At 41.6% G+C, this 26,980-nt stretch carries 26 protein-coding genes; 9 read left to right on the forward strand and 17 right to left on the reverse strand.

The genetic code is table 11. From position 1 onward, the window contains the following. Positions 1–31: 31 nt before the first annotated feature. The 7 genes from BP861_RS01575 to BP861_RS01605 all read right to left on the reverse strand — a co-directional run bounded on the left by BP861_RS01575 (position 32) and on the right by BP861_RS01605 (position 6,909). Positions 32–1,156, reverse strand: a complete 1,125-nt coding sequence (locus BP861_RS01575; RefSeq protein ID WP_292371889.1) for a geranylgeranyl reductase family protein — start codon at positions 1,154–1,156, stop codon at positions 32–34. Between the two features lie 235 nt (positions 1,157–1,391). After that, positions 1,392–2,012, reverse strand: coding sequence for a DUF116 domain-containing protein (locus BP861_RS01580; protein WP_292371891.1), 621 nt, complete (start codon positions 2,010–2,012; stop codon positions 1,392–1,394). Further along, positions 2,005–2,640 carry a DUF116 domain-containing protein gene (locus tag BP861_RS01585; protein WP_292371894.1) on the reverse strand — a complete coding sequence of 212 codons (636 nt, stop codon included), beginning with the start codon at positions 2,638–2,640 and terminating at the stop codon, positions 2,005–2,007. Before BP861_RS01585 ends, BP861_RS01580 begins: the two co-directional genes overlap by 8 nt. Before the next feature lie 190 nt (positions 2,641–2,830). Then, positions 2,831–4,060 (reverse strand): dihydromethanophenazine:CoB--CoM heterodisulfide reductase subunit HdrD, encoded by a 1,230-nt coding sequence (gene hdrD, locus BP861_RS01590; RefSeq protein WP_292371896.1) that lies wholly within the window; start codon positions 4,058–4,060, stop codon positions 2,831–2,833. 4 nt (positions 4,061–4,064) lie between these two features. Next, positions 4,065–4,847, reverse strand: coding sequence for a dihydromethanophenazine:CoB--CoM heterodisulfide reductase subunit HdrE (gene hdrE, locus BP861_RS01595; RefSeq protein WP_292371898.1), 783 nt, complete (start codon positions 4,845–4,847; stop codon positions 4,065–4,067). 467 nt (positions 4,848–5,314) lie between these two features. After that, positions 5,315–5,992 (reverse strand): NAD(P)/FAD-dependent oxidoreductase, encoded by a 678-nt coding sequence (locus BP861_RS01600; protein WP_292371900.1) that lies wholly within the window; start codon positions 5,990–5,992, stop codon positions 5,315–5,317. Between the two features lie 533 nt (positions 5,993–6,525). Further along, complete coding sequence (locus BP861_RS01605) at positions 6,526–6,909, reverse strand: ferritin-like domain-containing protein (RefSeq protein WP_292371902.1); 384 nt, start codon at positions 6,907–6,909, stop codon at positions 6,526–6,528. A 348-nt stretch (positions 6,910–7,257) separates the two neighbouring features. Between BP861_RS01605 and BP861_RS01610 the strand changes: the two genes are divergently transcribed. The 6 genes from BP861_RS01610 (at position 7,258) to BP861_RS01635 (ending at position 12,634) form a co-directional block, all read left to right on the forward strand. After that, positions 7,258–7,455, forward strand: coding sequence for a 4Fe-4S dicluster domain-containing protein (locus BP861_RS01610; RefSeq protein WP_292371904.1), 198 nt, complete (start codon positions 7,258–7,260; stop codon positions 7,453–7,455). 21 nt (positions 7,456–7,476) lie between these two features. After that, positions 7,477–8,235, forward strand: a complete 759-nt coding sequence (locus tag BP861_RS01615) for an RNA methyltransferase (protein WP_292372069.1) — start codon at positions 7,477–7,479, stop codon at positions 8,233–8,235. Between the two features lie 124 nt (positions 8,236–8,359). Beyond that, positions 8,360–10,468 carry a minichromosome maintenance protein MCM gene (locus BP861_RS01620; protein WP_292371906.1) on the forward strand — a complete coding sequence of 703 codons (2,109 nt, stop codon included), beginning with the start codon at positions 8,360–8,362 and terminating at the stop codon, positions 10,466–10,468. 131 nt (positions 10,469–10,599) lie between these two features. Further along, entirely contained in the window at positions 10,600–10,890 is a 291-nt protein-coding gene (locus tag BP861_RS01625; protein ID WP_292371908.1) for a DUF424 domain-containing protein, read from the forward strand. A 129-nt stretch (positions 10,891–11,019) separates the two neighbouring features. After that, positions 11,020–11,643 (forward strand): hypothetical protein, encoded by a 624-nt coding sequence (locus BP861_RS01630; RefSeq protein ID WP_292371910.1) that lies wholly within the window; start codon positions 11,020–11,022, stop codon positions 11,641–11,643. Between the two features lie 31 nt (positions 11,644–11,674). Then, a complete protein-coding gene (locus BP861_RS01635) occupies positions 11,675–12,634 on the forward strand; it encodes a coiled-coil protein (RefSeq protein WP_292371912.1) in 960 nt (319 codons plus the stop codon). 142 nt (positions 12,635–12,776) lie between these two features. Here the strand turns inward: BP861_RS01635 and BP861_RS01640 are convergent, their stop codons facing one another. The 5 genes from BP861_RS01640 to BP861_RS01660 form a co-directional block, all read right to left on the reverse strand. Then, positions 12,777–13,316 (reverse strand): S-layer protein domain-containing protein, encoded by a 540-nt coding sequence (locus tag BP861_RS01640; protein ID WP_292371914.1) that lies wholly within the window; start codon positions 13,314–13,316, stop codon positions 12,777–12,779. Between the two features lie 94 nt (positions 13,317–13,410). Next, positions 13,411–14,388, reverse strand: a complete 978-nt coding sequence (locus tag BP861_RS01645) for a biotin--[acetyl-CoA-carboxylase] ligase (RefSeq protein ID WP_292371916.1) — start codon at positions 14,386–14,388, stop codon at positions 13,411–13,413. A gap of 107 nt (positions 14,389–14,495) precedes the next feature. Continuing rightward, a complete protein-coding gene (locus BP861_RS01650) occupies positions 14,496–15,977 on the reverse strand; it encodes an acetyl-CoA carboxylase biotin carboxylase subunit (protein WP_292371918.1) in 1,482 nt (493 codons plus the stop codon). A 21-nt stretch (positions 15,978–15,998) separates the two neighbouring features. Beyond that, the gene (gene oadA, locus BP861_RS01655) at positions 15,999–17,720 is read right to left on the reverse strand and encodes a sodium-extruding oxaloacetate decarboxylase subunit alpha (RefSeq protein ID WP_292371920.1); all 1,722 of its coding nucleotides are present in this window, start codon (positions 17,718–17,720) and stop codon (positions 15,999–16,001) included. A 512-nt stretch (positions 17,721–18,232) separates the two neighbouring features. Continuing rightward, positions 18,233–19,189 (reverse strand): class I SAM-dependent methyltransferase, encoded by a 957-nt coding sequence (locus BP861_RS01660; protein WP_292371922.1) that lies wholly within the window; start codon positions 19,187–19,189, stop codon positions 18,233–18,235. Positions 19,190–19,763: 574 nt separating this feature from the next. Here BP861_RS01660 and BP861_RS01665 point away from each other — a divergent pair. Further along, positions 19,764–19,973, forward strand: coding sequence for a histone family protein (locus tag BP861_RS01665; RefSeq protein ID WP_011306577.1), 210 nt, complete (start codon positions 19,764–19,766; stop codon positions 19,971–19,973). 126 nt (positions 19,974–20,099) lie between these two features. On the opposite strand, the gene BP861_RS01670 is transcribed toward BP861_RS01665, so the two are convergent. The 4 genes from BP861_RS01670 to thpR form a co-directional block, all read right to left on the reverse strand. Further along, positions 20,100–20,363 carry a 4Fe-4S binding protein gene (locus tag BP861_RS01670; RefSeq protein ID WP_292371935.1) on the reverse strand — a complete coding sequence of 88 codons (264 nt, stop codon included), beginning with the start codon at positions 20,361–20,363 and terminating at the stop codon, positions 20,100–20,102. A 270-nt stretch (positions 20,364–20,633) separates the two neighbouring features. Then, positions 20,634–21,146, reverse strand: a complete 513-nt coding sequence (locus tag BP861_RS01675; protein ID WP_292371937.1) for a COG2426 family protein — start codon at positions 21,144–21,146, stop codon at positions 20,634–20,636. A 119-nt stretch (positions 21,147–21,265) separates the two neighbouring features. Then, complete coding sequence (locus BP861_RS01680; protein WP_292372071.1) at positions 21,266–22,270, reverse strand: replication factor C small subunit; 1,005 nt, start codon at positions 22,268–22,270, stop codon at positions 21,266–21,268. Between the two features lie 482 nt (positions 22,271–22,752). Next, complete coding sequence (thpR, locus tag BP861_RS01685; RefSeq protein ID WP_292371939.1) at positions 22,753–23,298, reverse strand: RNA 2',3'-cyclic phosphodiesterase; 546 nt, start codon at positions 23,296–23,298, stop codon at positions 22,753–22,755. Positions 23,299–23,720: 422 nt separating this feature from the next. On the opposite strand from thpR, the gene BP861_RS01690 reads away from it, so the two are divergent. Together BP861_RS01690 and BP861_RS01695 are read left to right on the forward strand one after the other, a co-directional pair. Continuing rightward, on the forward strand, positions 23,721–24,596 hold the full coding sequence (locus BP861_RS01690; RefSeq protein ID WP_292371941.1) for a DNA integrity scanning protein DisA nucleotide-binding domain protein: 876 nt from the start codon (positions 23,721–23,723) through the stop codon (positions 24,594–24,596). A 219-nt stretch (positions 24,597–24,815) separates the two neighbouring features. Further along, positions 24,816–25,535, forward strand: a complete 720-nt coding sequence (locus BP861_RS01695) for a DUF1614 domain-containing protein (RefSeq protein WP_292371943.1) — start codon at positions 24,816–24,818, stop codon at positions 25,533–25,535. Positions 25,536–25,688: 153 nt separating this feature from the next. Here BP861_RS01695 and BP861_RS01700 read toward each other — a convergent pair whose 3' ends face one another. Then, positions 25,689–26,969 carry an S-layer protein domain-containing protein gene (locus tag BP861_RS01700; protein ID WP_292371945.1) on the reverse strand — a complete coding sequence of 427 codons (1,281 nt, stop codon included), beginning with the start codon at positions 26,967–26,969 and terminating at the stop codon, positions 25,689–25,691. Positions 26,970–26,980: the final 11 nt, after the last annotated feature.

Below are 26,980 nucleotides of genomic sequence, written 5' to 3' on the forward strand. Positions count from 1 at the left end.
AAATCTCTCTGTTTTCTAAACGCCTTCTGAATTACCTGAGTTTGAAGTTTAAAAGACACCAGCGCAGGTAATCCTTATAATCAATCGTGAAATCCATAACCTCAAGATATTTATCAAGCATTTTATTACTTGATGTGAAAATCTTAAATGTCCGGTCAGGGAAACGATGCATTATCTTGGAAAACATAAGCGAATACTTGAGGTGAGTTCCAAACTCATTCCGGCAGAGAGTCTCATATTTGCTTAGATCTTTCAGATTTTTGCCCTGTAGGCAAACCCCTGCAACTGTCTCAGCCGCAAACTGCCCTGAACTGATGGCATAGGCAAGCCCCTCACCTGAAAAAGCATCGACAAATCCGGCAGCATCTCCGCTTAGAAGGACCCTTGAACCCATTACTTTTCGCTTAAGTCCTCCCCAGGGGATCTTGTGCCCGTGAAGTTTATACTCTCCGGAAAAGCCATTTTCCTTCAGAAACTCAAGCATGGACTCTTTCGGATGTGGAAAATCCTTGATAATCCCGCCAATTCCAACGGAATAATAGGTTTTATGAGGGAAAATCCAGCCGTATCCGCCGCCTGCGGCCCCAAAATGCAGTTCCGTGGCTTTTCCCAGGCGCTTTTCAATTTCACTCTCGTCGGCAGGAACTTCAGTGACAAGGCAAATTCCATATTCGTCTTTATTATCCGTGGGCCGTACACAGGTTTTGACAAGTCCTTGAGCGCCTTCTGCAATTATCGCGAATTTTGCCTGGTATGTCCCCTGCCTGGTATCAACTTCAATGCAGTCAGGCATTTCCCTGCAGCACAGAGCTTTTTCTCCTGTATGGACTTCGATCCCCGTTTCTTTTGCCTTTTCAAGAAGGAAATTGTCAAATTTGCTCCTGGATACGAGCACAGATACCCGATGATCCTTGTGTACCTCGATTGATTGATCCCTGAAAATAATCTTTGCCCCTGTAACACCCCATTCAATAATATCCTGAGGAAGTTCAAAATCGAGATAAGACATCGCATGCTCTGAAAGTCCACCTCCGCAAGGTTTGTATCTAGGAAAATTTTCTTTCTCAAGCAGAAGTGTTTTTAGTCCAAGTTTTCCTGCCCTTCTTCCAGCCGAGGCTCCGGAAGGACCACCACCGATAATGATTACATCATACATGCAAGTAGCACCTTCAAAAGACCCTGAAATATCCTCATATTATATGTGTGTAATTGGAAGCATTTAAAGTGTTGATATTAGTTTAAAATTACGATAGAATGGGGAAGGCAAATAAAATGAAAGGAAATTCTGGGTAAATAAGATAGATTGCTGGCAAATCAAAGAAAGGTTCTCCTGAGAAATAAGATTGATTTTCAAAATAAATATAGAAGATTTGCTTTTTTATTGATTCAGCTCAATTTTTAAAAGTTTCAAAAACATCAAGGACATTCTGATAATTCACTTCTGTCCCGAAGCAGCCGTCCCTTTCCATAGGAATTCCGTAACTTATAACTCCCTTACCTTTAAGCGCACGCATTACCTTGTTGATTTCGTAATCGCAGGCGATCATAAGGACACCGTCGGCACTTTCCATTTTAAGGATATTCTTTACATAGGAGGAACCTGTAACAATGAATAATCTATACCCATATTTCTCAGCATCTTTTTTCAACTGAGTAAAGACGCATTTCCCGCAGGATTTACACTGTATCCCTGTCTGAGTAGAATAAGCCGGGCAGTCAAGACTCCGCATGCAGTGTGGAGCCAGAAGAATCCTCTTTTTTGTTTTTGCAAAATCAGACTTATAGGCTCGATTTTTCAGAGATGCCATCCATTTATCCAGAACTCGTGTATCGGAAAATTTAAGGAAAATATTCCTTAGAGGCAAATAAAAAAAATCAAGTACATTTGCGAAAAAGCCTGCAAGGTACACGTTTCTTGTAAGACTTCTTTTACTGACAACCAGAGCTATGCCAGAGAGAATAAGGGAGGTGACGATGAAATAAAAAAGAGTTTTTCCAATGAAATTATACATTGCACATCTCCATTTTTTGAATAATTTCCTCAACATTGGCTTCAGTATTGAAGCAGCCATCCTTTAGAAGAAGAACACCCTGGACTGGAACAAAAGACACAGCCTGCATATCCTCGGAAAGCTCATTATAGCAGGCAACGCCTATACAAGCTTCAGGCCTGTATTCCTTAAAGATTTTTTTAACAAAACTTCCCCCAGGCACTACAAAAACCTGGAAATTGCACCTATCGGCAGCTTCGGAGATTTTTGAAACATCACATAATCCGCATCTTTTGCATTCATACCCGTGAACCGGGTCGCATCTAGCTTTACAGCTCGGATGACGCAGGCACTGAGGAAGAAGCAAAATTTTCTTTCCTTTAACACGCACGAAATCATCATACATGGCAGCATTCCGAACGTCAATGAGGATATCGTCAACAAGGGTATCCCTAATCCTAAAAGCTCTGCAGAGCCATTTTGAAGGGGAATAAAAGAGGTAAAGCATGAACAGAATGAACCCTGGAAAAATAATCCTGTGTTTTTTAACTGAATATGCCCCTATGAACAGAGCGATCCCGATTCCTACAAGAGAAAAAAGAACCAGATATATAAAAATTTTTCCAAGGAATTCATAAGGAATGTACATGTTGATGGGAAAGCAATTATCGGTATTTAAGTTTTGCTATATGAAAATAAAAAGAAAGAAAAGAGAAATAAAGAAAGCTGGAAATCCAGCCTTTACTCTTTAAGCTTACAGTTTTGAAGTCTAAAACCTCTGCTTTTGCTCAAACCTTTTCTGAAAGGATTTGAAAGGTCAAGCCTTTTTTAAAATGGTTTTACTGAGTTTTGAGGTTTAGAGCCTCTGCAACCAGCTCGATGACATCTTCTACAACAATGTCAGCTTTAAGGGCATCCCGACCATCCGAGAGGTTCCTCTTACAGAAGGGACAAGCACTAGAGAGGATGTCTGCATTGGTTTCAAGGGCGTCCTTAACTCTGGCTTCTCCAATTGCCACAGCAAGATCACCCATTCCTGCCTTTACACCACCTCCAGCTCCACAACAGCGCTGGAATTCTTTTACCCTGTCCATTTCAACGAACTTAACGCCCGGAATATGGGAGAGCACATACCTGGGAGCATCAAAGACGCCAACATGGCGGCCAAGGTGACAGGGGTCGTGATAGGTAACTGTCTTGTTAATAGACTTTTCCCATTTGATTTTGTCCTCTTTTATTAGGCCTGCGAGGAATTCTGTGATGTGAACAACCTCAAAAGGCAGTTCTTTACCTAGAAGCCTGGGCCAGTCAACCTTTGCAGCACGGAAGCAGCCTGCACATGCAAAGAGAACCTTTTTGGCACCTTTTTTCTGAAGAGCTTCAACGTTATGTTTTGCAGCTTCGTGGGCTACATCCTGGTAACCTATTTGGCCTGTCCTGATAGGGTTTGAACCGCAGCACCATTCTTCTTCCCCAAGCATGGCAAATTTAATGCCCAGCTTGTTAAGCACACGTGAGGTCGCAAAGGCAAGAGAAAGTTGCTTGTATCCTGCAGTACAGCCAGTGAAATAGACAATATCTGCTTTATCTGCAATTTTCACATCTGGGGGAACCCAGGCAAGCCTGTCCTTCTGGTCAAGCATGTAAGCATTATGGTACTGCTTTATTGTTTTAGTTGTACCAGCCAGCTTTCCATAAGGCCCGATTCCTTTCTTGACAAGGTTTGCCCTCATGGCTTCCCAGAGTTCCACGGTGTTAATACCTGCCTCACAAACGGTTCCACAGACACCGCACGTAGTACAACCGTAGATATCGTCTTTGAATTCTTCAAGTTCGGACTGAGGAATTTCCTGCGGACCAAAGAGTTTTGCTTTAAACCCGTAGGACTTGTTCATGAACTGCCTCCAGCGCAGGATTTTATCCCTGGGGGCCAATCCTGGTTTCCCACCGGAAGCGTCATAAGTCGGACACCATTTTACACATTCACCGCAGCGAACGCAGGCGTCAAGCTCCATGAGCTGAACTGCGGTAAGATTCTTCGTATCGATTGAAGGGGTACGTTTTGCCATATTTTTATTCGCCTCCTTTATTTGCAAGAAGTGCAAGTGGCATGGCGATTGCATGAATATATTTAGTGTATGGGATACATGCGATACAGAAGATCAGGGAAAATATAGAATGGAAGAGCGCTGCCGGTGGTGCTACTGAGGGGTCAAGCCCAAAGCTCCAGATAAATCCTGTTCGGATTCCATCGGCGAGAAAACCGGAAATCGTAACTATGAAAATGACTCCGAGCAAGACCCAATCATACATAATGGAAGCTTCCCTGACTTCAGAGACAAACAGCCTTCTTACTATTGCTATAAGAAGCCCGATAAGCAGGATATACCCAAAGATATAGTTCGGAATGGCGAGCATATCTCTAAACTCGGCGGGGGTAAACGGGAGTTCGATTCCGATCTTTTCGATCATTTCGACTGAAAACATCAACCCTGATAGGGCAAAGAGGGTCATCCAGCCTCCAAAAATACATAAGTGCATGATCCAGCGAATAGGACTTCTCTTGAGAATTCTCCTCTGGAAGAGAATGTCAAGTATGAGAATTTCCAGAATAGGCTTTCCATGTCCGTTATGGGGTTTTGCTGTTACCTGCTTCCACCAGGTTTTTAAGAATGTGATCGCACTTCCTTTTTTTCCTTCCTGAGGTTCAAGAGCATAACCTGTGACTCCTGTCCCCCATTTCTGGAAGTCAGTTATCAGACCATATAAGAAAATTACAAGGGCTATTGCACTGAATATCATAATCTGGACAAACGTCATTCTTAGTGCATCCGAGAGCCCAGAAAAATAAAGCATTTCCTCACTGATAGTTTATTCCTCCTATGTACGAATCAAAAACTGGGGACTAGTACTGCTTTTACAATTGTCACGTTACAGAACATCAATGATAGTAAAGACAGAATGATAGCCGTAGCGACTGTCTGCATAAGGTTTGTATAGTCTGTTAGTGTTTGTATCTATTATATTTAAACATTATCTTTATTAAACAGAAGATTAAAAAGCCCACTGAGTCGCAAAAATGAGTGGAGTGAAAGTAATCAAACGAGAAAGAAAAAAACGAAAATTATAAAATAATAGTTAAATTATAAAAAATAAATAATAAAATAATCTTATAGAATTCTTCCAGACGGAAGAAATAAAAAATTAGGCGGCAAAAAAGTAAAAAGTGAAAATGCAGAAAAAGAAAAAGTCAATTACAAATCTTTTCAAAAAGGCTTGATGTTGGTCCGTTTGAAAAGCTCCCTGAAAGCCAGGAGAACTTTTTACAATCCGATCTCTTCTTTGAATTTTTCAAGCCCGATCTCGTCAATTACTTCTCCGATTCTTCTTGGCCTTGGGTATCCTTTGTAGAAGTTAATTATCCTTTCAACAAGATCTAGAGCCTGCTCTTCGGAAAGGTCTTTTGCCACTACACTTCCTAGTCTAGGGCGGGGTCCTGCACTGCCACCAACGGATAAAGTAAAACCCTTTGCCGTACCCATGAGCCCTATATCCTTAATCATAGGTTCGGAGCACGAGTTCTGGCAGCCGGAAACCCCCATTTTTAACTTAGAAGGAAGCTGCATCCCGTGGTACTTTTCATCAAGCTTTAATCCAAGACCGACTGAATCCTGTTTGCCTCTCTTGCAGAAAGTAGTGCCAGGACAGATTTTAACACTGCGGACACAGAGTCCTATAGCAGCTCCGGGTTTTAGATTTAGTTCTCCCCATGCCGCGTCCAGATCTTCTTCTTTTAATCCTACAATTGCAATCCTCTGGGCCGAGGTAATCTTGAGGGCTGCAGCCCCATACTTTTCTGCAATATCAGCTATTTTTCTAAGCGTTTCAGGATATACGATTCCTCCAGGAATATGGGGAGCAATTGCATACGTTTCGCCATCTCTTTGCAGGATTGCAGCTTTCTCGGGAAGATCACCTTTAACATATTCACGACTTACCATATTATATATTCCTCCAACTCAATTGATCCATGTTTACTTCAAGATTGTTTAGTTTACTCTTTATTTCAAATTTGTTCGATTTAATATTTTATTTTCAAAATTTGTTTGATTTGATGTCTGTTTCACAATTTTATTGTTACTAGTCTTAGATTTGATATCATTATTAAACCTAAGACCTGCGTCGAAAATCGGAAGCAAAAGCTAAATTCATAGATCAGAGCTGATCGATTACTGAATCAATTAACAGACACAGCGAATTTTTGATTCAGCTCCCCCTGAAATTAGACCCCTATACAGAAGGTGAAGAATCCGATATTCCACCACTTATCCGGATTAAATATATTTAGAATCCAGGAAAAGATTTCAGACCCAGAGACTATATTATTCGAAATAATATAAAACTGTATGCCTGATGTAACCCAGCTTTTTATAATTAACCAACCGAATTACGGTAAGCAGTGCAGCTAATTATTAAACTTATATTTAAAAATTATAAATATGAAAAAAAGAAGGATCAAAAGATCCGTTTTTCTTTACTGCTGTTTTTTCAGCCTTTCAAGGAATCCATTAAGACCTGCTTTATGCCTGGCTTCGTCCAAAGATGCTCTCTCAAAGAAAAGAGCAGCTCTTGTATTGCCCTCTTTCCTAGCTAGTTCTGCAGCTTCAGCTTTCTCGACTTCGGCTTTACTCTCTCCTTCAAGCATCATTTCCAGATTTTCAAGGGTTGTTTCTTTAACAAGTCCGAGAATTTCAGCTACTTCAGTAGCATGCCATGCCTCGTCCATGGCGATCTGGCGGAGATAAACTGCAACATCAGCAAATCCTTCCCTCTCGGCAATCTTTGACATTGCAAGATACCAGCCAACCTCGGTCGTTTCTCCTTTAAATGTATTTTTTAAAATCTGTTCAAGAGTCATTTAATCACCATTTCTTATTAAAAATAACTATATTTATAATTTAAACATAGAACAATCTTTGAACTTAAACTTTAGATGCAGTTGAAGCCAATATAGTAACTGAACCTGTGGTTTGATTTTTCCACCTCATCTGCCAACTTAAGACTTAATATATCTGAGTATATAGATAAGATTTCTGAATTCAAGAAGAGAAGAAATTAAAAAGAAAACAAGGACTAAAAAATCAAATTTAAAACAGGGAAGGAATGAAACAAGAAAAAGAGATCACAACAAGACCTTACAAGCCCAATACACTAACAACAATGAAGCAGAAATATATGGAAAAATAATCTTGGAAAAATAATCTGCATGAAAATATATATTGATGAGAAGAAATGTACAGGCTGTGGCAAATGCAAGGCCGCCTGCCCGAAAGGTCCGAGGGTTTACTCAATAGAAGAGAAGCACGGAAGAAAGGTCTGTGTCTTAAAGGACCCGTCCTACTGCCTTGGTTGCAGAATGTGTGTGACTGTCTGTATGGAAGATGCAATCACACTTGAAAACTGATTTTAAAAAGGATTGAGAAAATTGTCACTTGAGATTCGTATAATACTTGTAGAGCCTATGTACCAGGGAAATGTCGGATCCGTTGCAAGAGCAATGAAAAACTTCGGATATACTGATCTTGTGCTCGTAAATCCCTGTAAACTAGAAGGGGAAGCAAGAGCCATGTCATCCCATGCAAGAGACGTCCTTGAAGGAGCAAGAATTACCTCAACGCTTGAAGAGGCCGTAAAAGGCGCAAGCCTGAAAATAGGAACTACTGGAGTAACAAGCTTGAAAACTGGAGAGCACATCCGGCTTCCACTTTATACCTCCAGAGAACTCAAAGAGAAACTTAAAGATTGTAGCGGGACAATTGCAATTCTTTTCGGGCGTGAAGATGTCGGTTTCCGGAATGATGAGCTCAAAAGTTTTGATATGATTTTTACGATTCCAACTTCTGAAATCTATCCTGTTATGAATCTTTCACATGCTGTTGCAGTGGTGCTTTACGAACTCTCAGATCTGGAAGGAGGAAATAATCCCCTTGCCGATGGGTTTGATCTCCAGCTTCTATACGAGCATCTAGGAGAACTGCTGGAGGAAATCGACTATCCCCCCCATAAAAAAGATAAAACTTTTTTGATGCTGCGGAGAATATTCGGAAGAGCAGGACTAACCTCGAGGGAAGTTCAGACTTTACGGGGCATAATAAGAAAAACCGAAAGAAAAATGGGATATGCATTAAAAGAGTCTGATAGCCATGAAACAGAAGCTTCGGAAAGCATGGAAAAGTTCATATGAGAATAAACCTGTTCTTACATCAGGATTTATGATACGTATTTTTAACTTTTTTTAAAATATTTTTTAAACAGAAAATCTTGTAACGAAGAATGAAAATTTTACCTAAAGCCAGATAGAGAACGATATGACTGAAACAGAAAGCAAGTGGGATGAAAGGCTAAAAAGGTTTTTTAAAGACTATTACTGGAATGAAATTCTCCAGCTTGCAAACGAGTATCCAGATCAGCGAAGCCTTGGTGTGGATTTTACGGATATCGAGAAATTTGACAGAGAGCTCTCAAAAGAGTTTCTAGAACATCCGGGAGAACTTATACAGGCGGCTGAAGCTGCCCTGAAAGAAATCGACCTTCCTGTTGAGAAAAGCCTTGAATATGCTCATGTAAGGATAATAAAAATCCCGAACAGAGTATCTATAAGGGAGCTCAGAAGCAAACATCTCTCCAAATTTGTCGCAATCGAGGGAATGATAAGGAAAGCAACAGAAGTGAGGCCAAGGATTACTAAAGCTGCCTTCCAGTGCCTCAGATGCGGACATGTGACTATTGCGGAGCAAAACAGCTTCAAATTCGAAGAGCCCTTTGCAGGCTGTGAAGAAGAAACCTGTGGAAAGAAAGGGCCTTTCAAGGTAATAATTGAAGATTCCACCTTTATCGATGCTCAGAAGCTCCAGATTCAGGAATCACCTGAAAACCTCAAAGGTGGTTCACAGCCCCAGAGCCTTGAGGTAGATTCTGAAGATGATCTGACAGGAAATGTCACTCCTGGAGACAGGGTCATAATTAACGGAATTCTGAGATCCAGACAGCGCACCCTGAAAGATGGAAAATCTACATTCTATGACCTTGTGCTTGAAGCAAATTCTATAGAGCAACTGGATAAAGATTACGACGAACTTGAAATAACTGCTGAAGATGAGGAACAGATTCTTGAGCTTTCCCGTGACCCTGAAATTTACAAAAAAATTGTCGGCTCTGTTGCGCCTTCGATCTATGGGTACGAAGAAATAAAAGAAGCCCTCGCCCTTCAATTATTTTCGGGCGTTGTGAAAAACCTTCCTGACGGTTCCAGAATAAGGGGCGATATCCATGTTATGCTTGTAGGAGACCCTGGAATTGCAAAATCCCAGCTTCTGCGCTATGTGGTCAAACTTTCTCCCAGAGGCGTTTTTACTTCAGGGCGTAGTGCGTCAGCAAGTGGTTTGACTGCTGCTGCTGTAAAAGACGACCTAAACGACGGCAGATGGACAATTGAAGGCGGTGCCCTTGTCATGGCTGATATGGGAATCGCTGCTGTTGACGAAATGGATAAAATGAAAACAGAGGATAAAAGCGCCCTGCACGAGGCAATGGAGCAGCAGACCATAAGTATTGCCAAAGCAGGGATTATTGCCACGCTTAAATCCCGTTGTGCCCTCCTGGGAGCTGCAAATCCAAAATATGGACGTTTTGATAGGTACGAAGGCCTTGCAGAGCAGATAAGCATGCCTCCCGCCCTGCTTTCCCGTTTTGATCTTATCTTTGTTTTGCTTGATACCCCTGACCATAGTTTGGATACCAGAATTGCTAACCATATTCTACAATCTCATTATGCAGGAGAACTTTTCGAGCAACGGGAAAAACTTCCTGGCTCCCATATTACGGAAGATTTTGTCGACGCTGAAATGGAGGTTATTGAACCTGTCATACAGCCTGAAATCATGAGAAAATATGTTGCATACGCCCGCAAGAACGTATTTCCTGTAATGGAGGAAGATGCGAGGGTTTACCTCATAAATTTCTACACGGACCTCAGAAAAACCGGAGAGAGCAAAAATACCCCTGTGCCCGTAACTGCCAGACAGCTTGAGGCGCTTGTTCGCCTCTCTGAAGCAAGCGCAAGAGTCCGCTTGAGCAATACAGTCACGCTTGAAGATGCAAAAAGAACTATCAGAATAACTATGAATTGCCTGAAAAACGTAGGTGTTGACCCCGAGACCGGAGCTCTTGATGCAGATATAATCGCTTCTGGCACAAGCATGAGCCAGAGAAATAAGATAAAGATTCTGAAAGATATGATTAAAAAAGTCTGTGAGAGATATCCGGGAAAGGAAGGAGCCCCATTGGAAGAAGTATATGCAGAAGCTGAAAGAGAGCATGGAATTGATAGAACTCATGCAGAAGATATCATAAAGAAAATGGTAGCCAAAGGAGACCTTTTCAAACCAAATCTAGAACACATAAAAGCTGTTAAATAAATCTACAACACAAAGAGCTTCAAGATATCAAATATCTTCTAAGACATTAAAGTTGATAAATCAGCTACAGATAAAATAAAGACGGTTAAGCTGTAAATACTAAAAGGGCAATACTATTTAAAAGGGAGAGTATGTATATAAAGATTTATAAAAATGGGGAGCATGTCCTTGTTGCGGCCTGCGATAAGGAAGTGCTCGGAAAGACCCTGAAACACGGTAAAACCGTAGTGGAGATCAGCAGGGCCTTTTATGAAGGGGAATGCGTTTCCGAAGAAGAACTCAAGAAAGCCCTTGAAGAAGCTACAACTGCAAATCTTTTTGGAGAAAAAACAATCGAGTTCGCCATAAAATGCGGGTTAATTGATCCTGATTCAGTGATAGTGATTGACGGCGTACCTCACGCCCAGATATTCAGGGTTTAATCCGACAATATTATCGGACTGATCCCAGGAGAGACTGAGTCAGTGAAAGTCAAGCCACTGGCTTTCAGGGCTGATTATATACCGGAATAGAGCAACATAGTATAAAATAAAAATTCAGATCGTGATACAGTGACTGAGAACATTGACGAAGCCGGAATCAGAGTGCTGACCGAAGAGGAGCTGATCTCCGCAGTTGTGGAAAAACACAGGCGGTTTCTAGAAGAAGATAGAAAAGAATTTGGAGAACTGGGCATTAGGCTGAACCAGGTCGAAGAAGCTGCAAAAAACGCAAAGAATTCCAGAATCCGGATGGAGGAGAGAAAAGAAGTCCTCAAGGAGAAGCGCCAGCAGTTTTACCATCAGACCGAGGCTCTCCTTGAAAAAGATGTTTTCCCTAAGCTGGACCCGACTACTGTAAGTAAAGTCAAGGAAGAACTCAAAAAACTCAAAGGGCAGATCGAACCCGAAGAGGAGAAGAGACTTAAAGACTCATTTATGGAAAACCTGCGTGAAATTATTCGGGCAGCCGGACTTGGAGAAAACGTCCTCCTGCAAACCGATGCCAGAATGGAGGAAGCCAGGAATTCAAATCTGGAACTAAATGAACTAATACAGTCGGGAAAGCAACTTGCAGAGGATGACGGCAGCAAGAGTGAAGAGATTTCTAAAAGCAAATCCCAGCATAAATGGCTCAGCACCAAAATAAAAAACCACGAAGAAGCCCTGAATTACTGGGAAAAGTTGAAAGTATAACCCTTTTTCGAAAATACGCTGGAGATAGTACATGACCAACGACGTTTCAAGCACAGAAATTGCAACGGCCGACCTTTCAAACCTTAACGAACGGGAGCTGAAGGGCAAGGTAAACGAGCTCAGGAGCAGGATAGAGAAAAGCGAAAGGCAGTTGGCTTCGATTTTTAAAGAATTGAAGATTAACAGGACCGATATCGACGGACTAAGGGAAAAGAGAGACTCTCTGAATCATCAGGTTAAGGAAAAGGTTGCAAAAGCACAAGAACTAAGGGATAAAAGGGACGAGATCAACAAAGCAATTAGTGAGTACAAGGAAAAAAGAAGTGATGTGAATTCAAAGACGCAAGAACTGTTTTCAGGGATTGCAGAACTCAAGGAACAGAGGGACGAATGCAATAAATGTTCCCACGGAAGTGTGGAATCTCTCACAAAAGCTTATGAAGCCGAGCTTGACGCTTTTCTTAATAAAGAACTGCCTTTAGCAGTGGAAATTAAAATCTTCCAGAAATTGAATGATCTCAGTAAACGCCTGCAAGCTGCAAAGAAGGCAAATGAACTACATGCGCAAATCCAGGATAGTTATAAAGAGTCAAAAGGAATCCATAAGAAAGGGGATGAAATCCATGAAAAGATCCAGGCTCTTTCAGACGAATCTCAGGCCTGCCACCTGGAAATGCTAGAAAATTTCAAATCTGCTGATGAAATCCGAAAAGAAGCTAATACATACCATGCCCAGCTTACGGATAAAATCACGAATATAAACTCAATTAAAGAAAAAATTGATCCGCTCAAGACCAGCATTGCCAATAATCGGAAAGAACTTTCCTTATATCTGGATAAGTTAAAAGAGTTACAGCTTACGAAAGAAGAGCACAAAGTAAGCCAGAAACACAGCGATGCCCGCGAAAAGCTTCAGAAAAACGCTCGTATGAGTCTTGAAGATCTCAAACTCCTCATCGAGAAAGGGGACGTTAAATTCTCCAATGAGTAAAAACTAGGGAAACCGGCGACAAAAATCAATTTCAGGGAAAATGTCCCCGGTTTATTCCTTTTAAATGAGTTTTCTCTTACCGCTTTTATCCGATTTCCTTTGTTATTCAATTTAAATTAATCTGTTTTTCAGTTATTAGGAGTTATTTTTTTGTTCCTTTTCCTGCAAAGAAACCTGTCACGAGAAGCACGGTTCCCAGCCCAAGGAGAAAGATAGGCATACCAAAACCCTTGGCTTGAGTTTCCAGTTCAGGGTCGATGGAAGAGGCATTATTCGAAGCATTTTCAAGCGATTCGGCTGGCATTTGAGGCGCAGGAAGCTTGGTATCAAGATACTGGTATACAGGTGAGAACTTCACAAGTACTCCATCGGCTCCCTTATATATCGTATCCACGGTCAGATTAAAGATTTCGGTAGAGTTCTTAGAATACACAAACTGAGAGCCTTCAGTAACTATATCATCCTGAAGGAGAACTCCATTTCTGCTAAGTTCAATCCAGATTCTTTTGCCTTCAGTATCTGTGCCCTTTATATAAAGTTGATAATCCTGTGAAAAGTTATGAGCATCACCGGACCTTACATAAATCTCTCCTCCGTTGATGATAATGATGGAAAGCCTGTCTTCATTGTCAGCAACAATAGAAAGTCTTTCGTCATCGTCAGCAGCTAAAGCAGGTGACATGGAGTAAAAAAATACTGAGAAGCATAGGGAGATAAGGAGGCAAAAGGAAAATAGAGAAACAAGGTTTGTCTCTTTAACCTCCTTTATTCCTTGTTTATCTGGGACGCGCATAAATGCATCTGCCTGCAATAATTTCTTCTTTGGTATCGTCGGCTTTTCTTATTACTAGAGCTCCGTCGGGGGTTACTCCTACGGCTTTACCTTCTATAATTCGTGAAGGTGTAGTGACCTTAACCTCTTTTCCGATGGTATCGGAAAGAGCAAGCCAGTCATTGAGAATGTGTGAGAAAGGCTGGGTCTTGAAGTTTATGTACTGCTGCTCAAGCTCGAAAAGGAAATCTTGAAGGAACGAAACCCTCTTGATATGCTTTCCAAGCTCGGTTTTTAATGTTGTGGAGCCTGCACGGATAGATTCAGGGATATCTTTTAAATCCATATTTACGTTAATCCCTATTCCCAGCACAACATAGTCCACTCTATCCACTTCAGCTTTTGCCTCAGTAAGAATTCCACAGACCTTCTTTCCATTAATGCGAACGTCGTTTGGCCATTTGATACGGGCATCAAGGCCCATACTACGAATAACATTTGCAACCGCAAGCCCTGCGACCAGAGTAAGCCTTGAAGCATGCCTCAGAGGAATTCCAGGCTTTAGGATCACAGACATCCAGATCCCACCATGAGGAGAGATCCATTCCCTGCCCATCCTGCCGCGACCACCCTTCTGGACTTCAGCAATCACAAGAGTGCCTTCTTCTTCGGATGCTGCAATTTCTTTTGCAATGCTATTTGTAGAAGTTACCTCTTCAAAATACTGGATTTTTTTCCCTAGAAGAGTTGTCTTGAGCCCCATCTGGATTTCTTCCGGGTACAGGAGTTGAGGTACGGATTTCAGAACATATCCCCTTTTTGGAGATGATTCTATCTCATAACCATCAGCCTGAAGGGACTTGATATACTTCCAGACCATTGTCCTTGAGATCCCTAACTTTAGCCCCAATTCCTCTCCGGAAACAGGACTTTTCTGTGCATCTTTAAGTGCCTTGATAATTCGAGATCTTTTATCTCCCATCCGTGCACCCCATACAACTGTATGCGTTCCACCGTATATAATTTTTTAGTTTAGTTTGTTTCATGTCTGACTGACCAGAACCCATCCCTTTCTTAGGAGGATACGTATCACTGCTGTGTATTCTGTGCCATGCTCACATAGGCGTGCACGGCAGCAGTGATGGCCGCAACTTTTTTGTCTTTTGCTTCAAGAGCCGAAGCAAGAGTAGCCCCCTTTTCAGCGTCTGCTTTGACAACCTCTTCAACCGATTCCAGAATCTTATGGTCTTCAATGAAAGCCGTTGTAAGATCACCCTTGCGGAAGGCAGGGTTGCGCATCACCGCTTTATGGAAGGGTATATTTGTCTTAACTCCAACGACGACATATTCATAGAGAGCTCTTTCCATCCTGGCAATTGCTACATCTCTTGTTTTTGCCCAGACACAGAGTTTCGAAATCATTGAATCGTAATAAGGAGAAATCGTATAGCCTGTATGTACTCCACTGTCCACTCTAACTCCAGGCCCACCTGCAGACCGGTATCCTCGAATCTTTCCGGGAGAAGGAGCAAAATCATTTAACGGATCTTCCGCGTTGATCCTGCACTCAATAGAATGCCCGTCGATAACGATATCTTCCTGTTTAAACTCAAGCTTCTCTCCCCAGGCTATCCTGAGCTGCTCCCTTACAATATCAACACCGGTGACCATCTCAGTTATCCCATGCTCAACCTGCAAGCGAGTATTGACCTCAAGGAAGTAGAAGTTGCCCTTTGAATAAAGAAACTCCACAGTACCGGCATTTACGTAACCAATTGTCTTTGCTACCCTGACTGCGGCTTCTCCCATCTGTGCCCTGAGTTCAGGGGTCATGATAGGGGAAGGAGCTTCCTCAATAAGCTTCTGATGTCTCCTCTGGATGGAGCATTCCCTATCCGAGAGGTAAATTGTGTTTCCATATCCGTCTGCAAGAATCTGGATCTCTATATGCCTGGGTTCCTCGACATATTTTTCAATGAAAACCGAAGAATCCCCAAAAGCCGAGCCAGCCATTTGCCTAGTAGAACTGAGTGCAGTGGAGAGTTCGTCCCTGGAATGGACTACTTTCATCCCGATTCCGCCGCCTCCTGCAGAGGCTTTAATCAAAACAGGATAACCGATTTCTTCTGCAATTTTTACTGCCTCGTCCACATCCTCAACCGCATCTTTCGTCCCTGGCACAACAGGTACGCCAGCCTTCATCATAAGGTTTCTGGCCCTGATTTTACTTCCCATCTCGGCAATTACATGGCTGGGGGGACCTATGAAAACAATTCCTTCTTCCTCACAGCGCTTTGCAAAGACAGGGTTTTCGGAGAGAAAACCATAGCCTGGATGAATTGCTTCTGCTCCTGTGTTTTTTGCAACTGCAAGGATAGCCTCCATATTCAGATAGCTCTGGCTGGAAGGAGCCGGACCTATTAGATAGGCCTCATCTGCATATTTGGCGAAAAGAGCATTTTTATCGGCTTCCGAACAGACAGCAACCGTTGAAATTCCAAGCTCCCGACATGCACGCATAACCCTGATTGCAATTTCACCACGATTTGCAACGAGTACTTTTTTGAACATAATCCTTCCACCTCGTTACATTTATTCGATTGACATAATTATGTCGCCAGGGGATACAGTGTCCCCTTCAGAAACGAAAATCTCTCTTACAATGCCTGAATGGGGAGCATGAACAGCATTTTCCATTTTCATAGCTTCGATGACAGCAACTGTATCGCCCTCTGAAACAGTGTCTTCGACCTTGACCTTAAGAGAGAGAACCATACCCTGCATTGAGATGCTCACAGCTCCTTTAACAGACTCTGCATTCGGCTTTTTGGAAGAAGCTTCAGATACGGAAATTCCTCCCCCAAGAGGCTCAATTCTAACCTCGTAGATCTCGTCATCCACTTCGACCTTGAAATGAGTTGGGACTGTGTGCTCCTGCTGAACTGCAGGGACAGGGGCAACTATTGCGAGACTTTCTTCTTCCATTTCTCCTTTCAGGAACTTGGGGGCGATAGCTGGATAGAGAATATAGGTAAGAATATCTTCTTCAGATTTAGCAATGCCCATTTCCTCGGCTTCTTTTTTCCTTTTTTCATATTCAGGTTTAAGTAAATCGGCAGGACGGCAGTGAATAGGTTCTTCGTCTCCGATTACCTTACCTATTATTTCCGGGCTTATGGGAGCAGGAGGACGACCGTAAAGGCCGCGCACGTAATCCTTTACTTCTTTAGGTATAACCTTATAACGTTCACCCATAAGCACGTTAAGAACCGCCTGGGTGCCCACAATTTGGCTTGTGGGAGTTACAAGAGGCGGATATCCAAGTTCTTCTCTAACCCTGGGCATTTCATAAAGTACAGCATCGTACTTGTCGAGAGCGTTTTGTTCCTTTAGCTGAGAGACGAGGTTAGAAAGCATTCCTCCTGGAATCTGGTAGATAAGCACGTTAGTATCGATCTGTTCGGAAATAGGGTCAAGTATGCCCCGGTATTTCTCTTTAAGAGTTTTGAAATACTTAACGACTTCTTCAAAAGCATTCAGATCCAGACCGGTATCGTAAGGGGTGCCTTTAAGGGCGGCTACGACTGTTTCAGTTGGAGGCTGAGAAGTTCCCCAGGCCAAGGGAGAAAGTGCAGTGTCAAGAATATCGACTCCTGAGCCACAGGCTGCCATATAGCTCATAGGAGCCATTCCGGAGGTACAGTGGCAGTGCAGAGAAATCGGAATGGAAATCTCTTTTTTCATGGCACTGATTATCTGGGTGGCGTCATTTGGTGAAAGGAGACCTGCCATATCTTTGATACAGATGGAATCGCACTCTAGTTCTTCAAGCTGTTTTGCAAGTTCAACATATTTATCAACAGTATGCACTGGACTTATGGTATAGCAGACCGTACCCTGTACGTGAGCACCAAGCCCTCTTGCCACTTTGATAGAGAATTCCATGTTCCGGACATCATTGACCGCATCAAAAATCCGGAAAATGTCAATTCCATTCTGATAAGACTTAGTAATGAATTTCTCGACCACGTCATCAGAATAATGCCTGTACCCTACGAGATTCTGGCCCCTGAGCAGCATCTGAGCGTCGGTGTTATGCATTTCTTTTTTAATGTCCCTCAGGCGCTGCCAAGGATCTTCATTTAGATAGCGGATACAGCTGTCAAAGGTGGCGCCTCCCCACATTTCGAGGGAGAAATACCCGATCTGGTCCAGTTGTTCAACCACTTCGAGCATGTCTCTTGTTCGCATTCTGGTTGCCAAGAGAGACTGATGTGCATCCCGGAGGATGGTTTCGGTAATTTTTACACTCATGGATGAACCTCTTAAAAACGAATCAAAATAACCGGTTTTACTATTCTTGATAGTAGACTTTGAATTTTTTTCGAGGGTTTCATTGAGATTCCGGAATTTTCCGGGTTAAGATTTTGATCCGTTTGAGTAAAGTGAATAAATCCTCAGATTGTGATTTTGGTACAATTTCATGTGGTTTTACCGGAAAAGGGGGTTTTTCGGTTAAGTTTAGCCTACTTTCCGTAACCACAACCAGAGGAAAATCAATTTTAGAGATACAAACGCAGTACTAGAAAGGCCTGCGCTGATAAGAATTCTTTAATATAGTATTGTTAACAAGTATATACTTTTCGGCCGTTAACATTAAAGAAAACGGTTTTTAGAAAAAGTTCAAAACTCGTAACTATTCCCTTCATTGAGATAAGGGACCTCTATTGGTTTTATGAATAAATTGTAATCCTAATTTAAGAATATTTTGCAGCGTTAAAATAAAAACCAGAAATATAAATTTCTTAGAATTTGTAGCCTGCAAGTTAAGCTTTTTGTTTTCTTCCTACAAAAAACCACTGATCGTAAGTTCCCTCAGAATCGGTATTATCTACAACCTCACCTTCAACTCCTACCCTGAGAAGGGCCCTGGCAAGAATTTCAATCTCAGGCTTGCTGCTAACAGTAAAAAGTATGAGAGCGCCCTCATTTGCGACCGCAACCGCTTCTCTAATAATATTTATCCACAATTCTTTATTGAACTCATAAACAAGCCCTAGCATAAATCCTATCACGGCATCAAAGCTTCCTGGCTCGAAATATATGGAAAGAGCAGTTGCATCCATTACAACCGTTCGTTGAGGGTTCAAAACTCCCTGTTCAAGCCCCTGGCAGACTGTACATTTGTTAATTTCTACAGCCAGCGGGTTAAGCCCTAGTCTGTAAAGGGCAAGTGTGGACATCCCGTTTCCACAGCAGACTTCAAGTATCCTGCCTTTAGGATAAAAATCTTTTTTTTGAAGAAGATCGAAAATTTCTGCCACCTTTTTCACACGATTTTCAGAAAAAACGCTCCCATAAGACTCGGGTCTGACAGTGCAACCCTGACAGAGATTCCGATTTACAAGCATAATCGAATAGTACTCATTAACGGCGTCTCGCCAGCTTTCCGAAGAAACCTCAATATCTCTTTCAGGGAGACTAAAAGTAAGGAGAGAATCTGTAAGAACCTCAAAATCTTTTTTTGAGCAAGCTTCCGCAAGAGCTCCTGTAAAAACTGACCAGAAATCTACAGGAACTTCTTCATCTGCTGCATTGAAAAGCAACAACCCAAGTGTATGTTCTCCTTCCCGAACTCTAAGGAGCCTCATCCGGCGCTCCTCTGCAAACCTCCGGACGCCTTTAAGATAGTCAAGAGTACGCTCAATAGTTCTCTGGGATAGATAATTATCCTCTATAAAATAGACCTCTTCATTAATGCCAAGGAGTTCCTGTAAAAGCATATCTGTTTAGATTCAGATAATATCATATCAAGATTTCGAAAAATAGATCTACACCTGACTCACTTCAGTGCCAATAACCGCTCCATGCCCAATAATCGAAAAAAACCTAGTGCCTACCAAAAAACTTACTTAACTGTTATAACTACGTGAACAAATGGACAGCGTACTCCCCAGATGAGACTCGCGCAGTGAGAAAAGCAGCACACTAGAGAGTTACATATCGTTAGCGCATTTTGAACCGAAACTCCGAGGCGGGACTGGATTAGATTGGATCGGTCTACAGAGCCGCAACTATGCCGGAAAGCGCCCAGTGGAATTAAGATTATGTCACAACTTACTGAATGTTTACTATTCCCTGTACTCCCGAAACGGATACGGAAGCCCGAAGAGGGACTCAGGGTTAAATAAAAAACAAATGAGAAGCTCTGGAAAGTAAAATAAAGGAGAAAAAAGCTATTAAAAGCGAGAAAGAAAGTAAAAACCCCAATACAAGCAAAGTTATTTATAGAATCTGATTACAAAATCAGGGGTTATAAGCATATATATTAACAAATAAAGAAGATTGGAGGATAATATGGCAAAAGTAATACCATTCGCACCAATTGAGCGTTTAATAAGGACCGCAGGTGCTCATAGAGTTAGTGAGAGTGCGGGAATGGCCCTTACGGAAATTCTGGAAGAATACGGACTTGAGATCTCAAGAGAAGCAATAAAACTTGCAGAACACGCGGGCAGGAAAACTGTAAAAGCTGAAGATATAAAATTAGCAAAAGAGATGCTGTAAATTATACCGGATATAATTATACCGGACGTCCCTTGAATGCTATTTAACAGTGTATCTTGCTTAAGGGATAAAACAAAAAATAAAATGCTGATACTCAGCATTTTCCTATTTTTTAGAAAAGATAAGTTATGCAGTTGCGGTTTCCAGAATTACTACGGTTAGGGATTCCACAGGGCAAGTCTTTGAGCAGGCTCCACAGCGGATACATAGTTCTTCATTGATAGTTGCTACTCCGTTCAGGATCCGCATCGCCAGTTCAGTGGTATCTGGATCAAAATTATCACTCTTAATCAGTTTTGCATTTACAGGGCAAACAGAAGCACATATTCCGCACCCAATGCATTTTTTGGACTGAACTATTTTTTTGTTTTTCCTATCTGCCTTTGCCATTAAAAGTCACCTCAAAATATCCAGAGAACTGCCAGACAACGGAGTAAACTACAAGAAGTTGTAAAAGCAGGAGCTGGGTGTAAATATAGTTGAAAATTTATATTTGATTTGTTGATATATATTTGGCATTTTTAAAATATATGAAGGTTTCGAAATAAACTTTTTCAAAAAATTGCTTGCTCGCAAGCCTTTTGAGAAAAGGCTTGATCGAAAACTCCTAGCAGAGCGGGCAATGATCAACCGACAAAATGTGGTTTGGTCAAAGGTAAATTATACTCCCAGGACTAGATCAGCGAGACCTATGCCTGTTACAGTAACGGCAGTTACTACAATTCCTGCTATCATCACCCCTGCAACAATTGCAGGCAGCGCATGCTTGAACTTGACCCCAAAAACAAATGCCGCTGCACAGCCAGACCAAGCCCCTGTAGCCGGCAGAGGTATGGCTACGAAGATCGTCAGTGCAAGGAGTCCGTATTTTTCAAAAGTCTCGGTATTGTTCCGGCGAGTCCTTGAGAAGAGCCAGGTGAAAAAATTGTCAAAGATCGAATAGCGTCTAAGATAATCCGAGACCGGCTCAAGGAAGAGCAGAAGAGGGATTACAGGAAGAAGGTTTCCAATTACTGAGAAGAAAAAAGCCTCGAAGGGCCCCATTCCATAAATACCCATTGCAACAGGAATTGCCCCTCTCAGTTCGGAAACGGGTATGGCTCCTATAATCAAAACTGCAAGCCAGTGGGGAACAGACCCCAACATTTCTACTAATGCTATTTCAACAGACATGGTAATCAGGATTTATTAATTCTGTAGGCTTCATTTTATAAAAGAAGGCCGAATTCAAGCCCCTTCAATCTCTTTAGAGAGATTGGGTATGAGAAGCTTTATTGCGATTCATTAAAAATTTAATCGGAATTGGAAAGCGCAAAATGCGCGAGTAAAGCTTCTAGCTGGATCTTTTCAGTAGCTCCTTCAGTGAGCCTGAAATCGATCTCACCTATTATGTCTACAAGTTCGACAATGCGCTTTTCAGAGAGCCCGAGATCCAGAATCATCCGGTTATCCATTTCGGAGATTGACCTGTAAATCTGTCCAATTATATCTTCCCCAGAAAGGCCCTCCTCATAGAGCAACCTGTTAAGTTCCTTCCGAGCAGCCCTGAAATTTCCACGCAGGGCAGTTTCAATCAAGTTTCTGATATCTTCCGGATTTGCAGTTGCAGTAGTCCTATAAATGGTTTCCCTGGATATAGGTTTTTCCGGCTCAACAAAAGCAGCAGCCTGGAGAGAATTCACGGCTTTTCTCATATCACCCTGGGCTACGTATATAAGAGCTTCATATCCGTCTTCAGTAACGGTCAAGTCCTGAGCTTTAGCTATGTATTTAAGGCGTTTCCTGATAGCCTCATCAGAAAGACGCCTGAACCTGAAGACTGCACAGCGAGACTGGATAGGCTCAATAATCCTGGAAGAGTAATTACAGGATAGAATAAACCGACAGTTACTGCTGAAACGCTCCATTGTCCGCCGGAGTGCAGATTGAGCATCTGAAGTCAGTGCATCAGCTTCATCCAGGAAGATAATCTTGAACTCCGCCCCTCCCATAGGAACAGTTTTTGCGAAGTTTTTGATTTTTGTCCGGACAACGTCAATCCCTCTTTCATCCGATGCATTGAGTTCTATAAAGTTTTCACGCCAGAGATCTTCCCCGAAAATCTCTCTTGCAATCGAGACTGCAGAGGCTGTTTTTCCGACCCCGGGTGGTCCTGAAAACAGGAGGTGGGGGAGATTTTTTGTCGCTACATAAGACTTCAGCCTTTCGATTGTTTCTTCCTGCCCTGTAACCTGGTCCAGCCGGACAGGCCTGTATTTTTCAATCCAGATCTCTTCTTTAATCGTAGAGTCCTCCATTAATGCTTGCACTTTATTTAGAGAAGATGATATTTAAACTTTTGAATATTTGTGATTATTAAATACTTATGATTCTTACTAGATATCGATTTTTATTTCAAAGAACATAGATTCAGAGAAATTGCATGCTTCGTCTGAAGTAAATAGAAAACAAAGCATAAAAGAATAACATAGCTTAAAAATTATACATATTATGATTAAAAATAGTACGGAAAATTTGGAAATTAAAAGTTATTCAACTACACTTTCAAAGAATAAGTAAATTGGATGTCAATGAAATACATAAATAATTTTCTTATACAATTAATTAAAATCATTCATATTAGATAGTCTGGAATTGAGAATAAAAGAATTAACCAGAACTATCAAAGAAATGGCTCTGACACTTAAATATTCAAAGTAGGTATCACGACAGAACACACTGCACAGAAGAAAGATCTACTAAGGAAGAAAAAAGAGAAGAAAGATCTGACACAGAAAAATTAATCCATGTAGACAGTATGCAGAGTTTCATAGATCGGTCCTTTCGGGGTCAGTGTGCTTTTCTTTAAAAGCACTTTATTTACCCACATAGTACCAATTTCTATATCCTTTAACTCTTTTACTATGTTTATGAATGAGTTTTTCTGCTCCTTCTTGAGGAATTTTACTCTGGCAAGAGTAGCATGAGCAGTAAATTCCCGGTCATCTTTTTCGAATTTGAAAGGTTCTAGTAAATTCTCTACATTGTCGTGTAACGCCCTGAAATTTCCGGTTGCCCCCAGCCAGAGGACTCTGGGATTCGAAGGTTTGGGGAAAACTCCAAGTCCCCCTACTTTTGCTTCGAAAGGCTCGCATGTGATAGAATCGAGAGCTGCGGAAATTGCAGAAACTCTTGATTCTTCCACGTTCCCCAGGAACTTCAAAGTTATGTGAACGAGCTCAGGATCAACAAACTTCAGATCAAAACCAGAGAATCTTTCCTGAAGCTCTCGAATCTTCTCAGTAAAACCGGGGTTTAATTCCACTGCAATAAATGTCCTGATCAAAACATTCACCAATCTTAATTGAAAAACGTAACAGAAAAATCTTCCTGTTAACTTTTCTCTGAAAAATTGAGTTTAGATCCCGTATTTGAAGGAATTGTAAACCCTCAGGGAGACCTTGCAAAAAAAGAGTAAAGGAAAAGAGTATAAAAAGCAGAAAGGAAAAAAGTAAAATCGAAGTAGTTAGAGGGCAATTATAATATATAAGAGATAGGTACTGAGTGGTAAATAAGCTTAAGTATTTATAAAGTAGACCTTAATGTTAACCTAAAGTAAACTATTCCAATCCAGAAAAAACGCTAAATTAAAAAATAATAACCGTAATTTAAGAAAATAATGTTAGTTCAAAAAAATAATATTAACTTTAAAGATAAAAAAGTGGAGCCACAAATCGGTTGCTGCAAAAAGAAAAAGCGGTGGATCACATGGATAGAGCACGTATAATTGCAGAAACGGCAGCCCGGATTTCCAGAGAACTTAATGCTGCCGCAATTATGGTTTCCGGAGAGGTGAGTTTTGAAGGGATCGAAACTGGGGGAATTCCGGTATATTACATTTCCATGCGCCCGAAAAGCATAATAGACCATCTGGTCTCCACTGGAAAGGATGGAAAAAACCCTTTAAAAGAGCTAGGTGACCAGATAAACCGCGAAGCTTCAGGAAATTCTGACCACCTTCAGCAGGCTGCCGCCATAGAATACGTGCTTGGAGAGCAGGAAGGCGGGGTTATTGTAGGCGTAGTAGAAACCCGCGGCTCCAGTTCGATTATTGTACATAACCTCGATGAAAATCCCTTTGTAAAAGCGATGAAGGAATGCCAGGAGAGGATAAAGCCAGAAGTGATAAGCGCAATTATGAAAATCTCTTTTGATATTGTGCTGACAGGCAGGGAAGGCAAGAAAATAGGAGCAGCCTTCATTATAGGTGATTCCGAAGAGGTTCTGAAACGCTCTCACCAGCTAATACTGAATCCTTATGCAGGCCACGATGAGACTTACCGGACTATCCTTGACAAGAAAAACTGGGAATCCATAAAGGAATTTTCCCAGCTTGACGGAGTTTTTGTGGTAGATGAAAACGGCATTATTCATGCCGCAGGTCGCTACCTTGACGTTGATGCGAAAAACATAGATATCGAGAAAGGACTGGGAGGCAGGCATGTTTCGGCAGCCGCAATCAGCAGAGATACGGTTGCAATCGCAGTTACGGTATCCGAGTCTGGCGGGATTCTAAGGGTCTATAAAGACGCGAAAGAAATAATCTGCATGGAATGCCTGAAGCCGGCAGTAAGATATATCTAATTCTGAGGAGAAGAGACTTTTTCCTCAGATAATTTCTAATTACATGCCTTTTTAAATTGCAGACTTTCTGAGAGCAGATACTTTCCAATAGGATGTGTAAAGAATAAGGTCAGCACATAGACTCATAAATGAAGAGAAATAGATTCATAGTCATATTAAGAAATAAAGAAAGTGGGGATTCCTAAATATGTGGGGAAATAAAGAAAATGGGGAAATTTCATGAGAAGACAACTTTTATACATTCCTTTTAGCCTTACATTTCTTCTTCTTCTGATCCTTATTGTGATTTTCGGGCTTAGTTTTCTCTTTTTCGGAGTAGTTATTTCCGCTTTTACGAAAATTGGCTTCTCTATAGGAGATGCACTCATTATCTTGTTACTGTCTCTCCTAGGAAGCGGCATAAATATCCCTCTGGCAACCCTCAAATCCGATACCCCGGTAGTTAGAGATACTTATGTTCGTGTTTTTGGCGTACCTTACAGGGTTCCGTTCCGGCGTGTGATAAGAAATGAAACGACAATTGCTGTGAACGTAGGAGGAGCGGTTATTCCAGTTCTGATTTCAGCTTACCTTCTTATAAAGTTCCCTTCTTCTCTCCTGCTTGCAGGAGCCGGCATCTTAATAGTTGCAGTCATAACTCATTCCGTAGCAAAGCCGATTCGTGGGATAGGTGTCGCAACCCCGGCCCTTGTCCCGCCTCTTGCAGCTGCCCTTACTGCGATTTTATTGACGTCAATAATTCATATTCCGGACTGCCCGGTTGACCAGTGCCGTGTTGTCACAGCCTATGCAGGAGGAGTGCTCGGAACCCTTATTGGAGCCGATCTTCTGAACTTAGGAAAAATTAAGAACCTTGGAGCTCCGGTTGCAAGCATAGGAGGGGCAGGAACCTTTGATGGAATCTTTTTGAGCGGATTTATTGCGCTTCTCTTGATCTAACAAGGAATTAGTTAACAGAGGCCAAGAGCAGTCACAAGGTTAAAAATGTGAAGAAAATGGGCTGAAAAAGAAAAGGGAAGAGAAAAAGGAAGAGAAGAAGAGGCAAATTTAAAGAGATCACTCTCTTTTAATCTAATTTTCAGGATATTTCTCTTAATCCCTCCTTTTTAGAAAAGATTGACAAAGAACTATTCCGAAAGCTCCTGCAAGCATTTCGAAACCAGAAGCTTTCGCAGAAGCTTCTATTCCGGTTTTTTCTTCAGGAAGACTACTATTATCTTCAGGAAGACTACTGTTAATATTTTTGAAATCACCAGCCTTACTCTGAAGGAGAGGAGCGGAGAGTACAGACTCATTCGAGACATTTTCAGGATTATTGGTACCTGAAGCAATTTTATCCTCTACAGTAACGTCGGTTGCTGGATAGAGAACATAGCCTTCTGGAGAAGTGCTTCCCTTTCCTTCATCTGAGGTCTGGAAGTACCAGGAATCTGTAAAGTAGGTCTTTTTATCTTTGTCAAGATTCAAAGTGATAGAATTTGAATTCTTAAGGACGATTTCGTTCTCAGAAGCTTTCTTTACCTCAAAACCCTGATATTTATCTCCATTTTCGATGAGCACGATTTTATCTTTATCTATGAGCCAGGTATACTTGAAAACTGCAAAGGAATCTGCAGCACTTGAGAATACAGTATCTACGTAAGTGATAAAGTAAAGCTGGTCTTTCTTATCTCCAAGGTCAGCTGTTGCTGCAAAGGTTTTATCGTTAACTGTACCGTTTGTATTCACAATCCCAGACTCAATTTCTTCCCCGTTTTTACACAAGGAAAACCAGACCTTCTCCCCTTCAACATCGACCTGATTGACTACCAGAGAATAATTACTCCCGAGATCCCAGGATTCTCCTACCTTTAATGTTTTTTTCTCGTCGGAAGTCTGAGAAACTACAAGGTTTGCAAGCCGGGTGGAATCGTTTCCAACGGTAACATATGGTTTTCCAAACCAAGGAAGCTTATAGTAGAACATCCCACCAAGCTTCTCAGGAGTTGTGTTGGCGTTCAGTTCAAGATCGGAAACAAGTTCATATTTTGAAGAGGACGGACGGGTAGTATACACAAGTTCTTCTTCACCTATTACATGGTTTCCGGGACTGCCTTTACCAAGTTCAGACTGCCCGTCTTTTTCGACATACTGAAGGCGTTCACCCAACCAGTTTTCAGAAGATACAAAATCCTTGTGTTTGTTTACAGGATAGTTAAAGCCGCCAAAAGTGGTAGCATTCCAGCAGAATCCGTCAGATGAGGTTTCGTTAGTGTCGAATGGAAAACCAGAGATAACTGGAGATGGAGCTGCAAAACCCAACGGAGCAAGCATCAAACAGACCACAAGCGAAGCAAGCAGGGAAAACAAAGTTTTTTGAATGCAGGATTTCATAATTGATTATC

The organism is Methanosarcina sp. UBA411, assembly GCF_002495725.1.
GTDB lineage: Archaea > Halobacteriota > Methanosarcinia > Methanosarcinales > Methanosarcinaceae > Methanosarcina.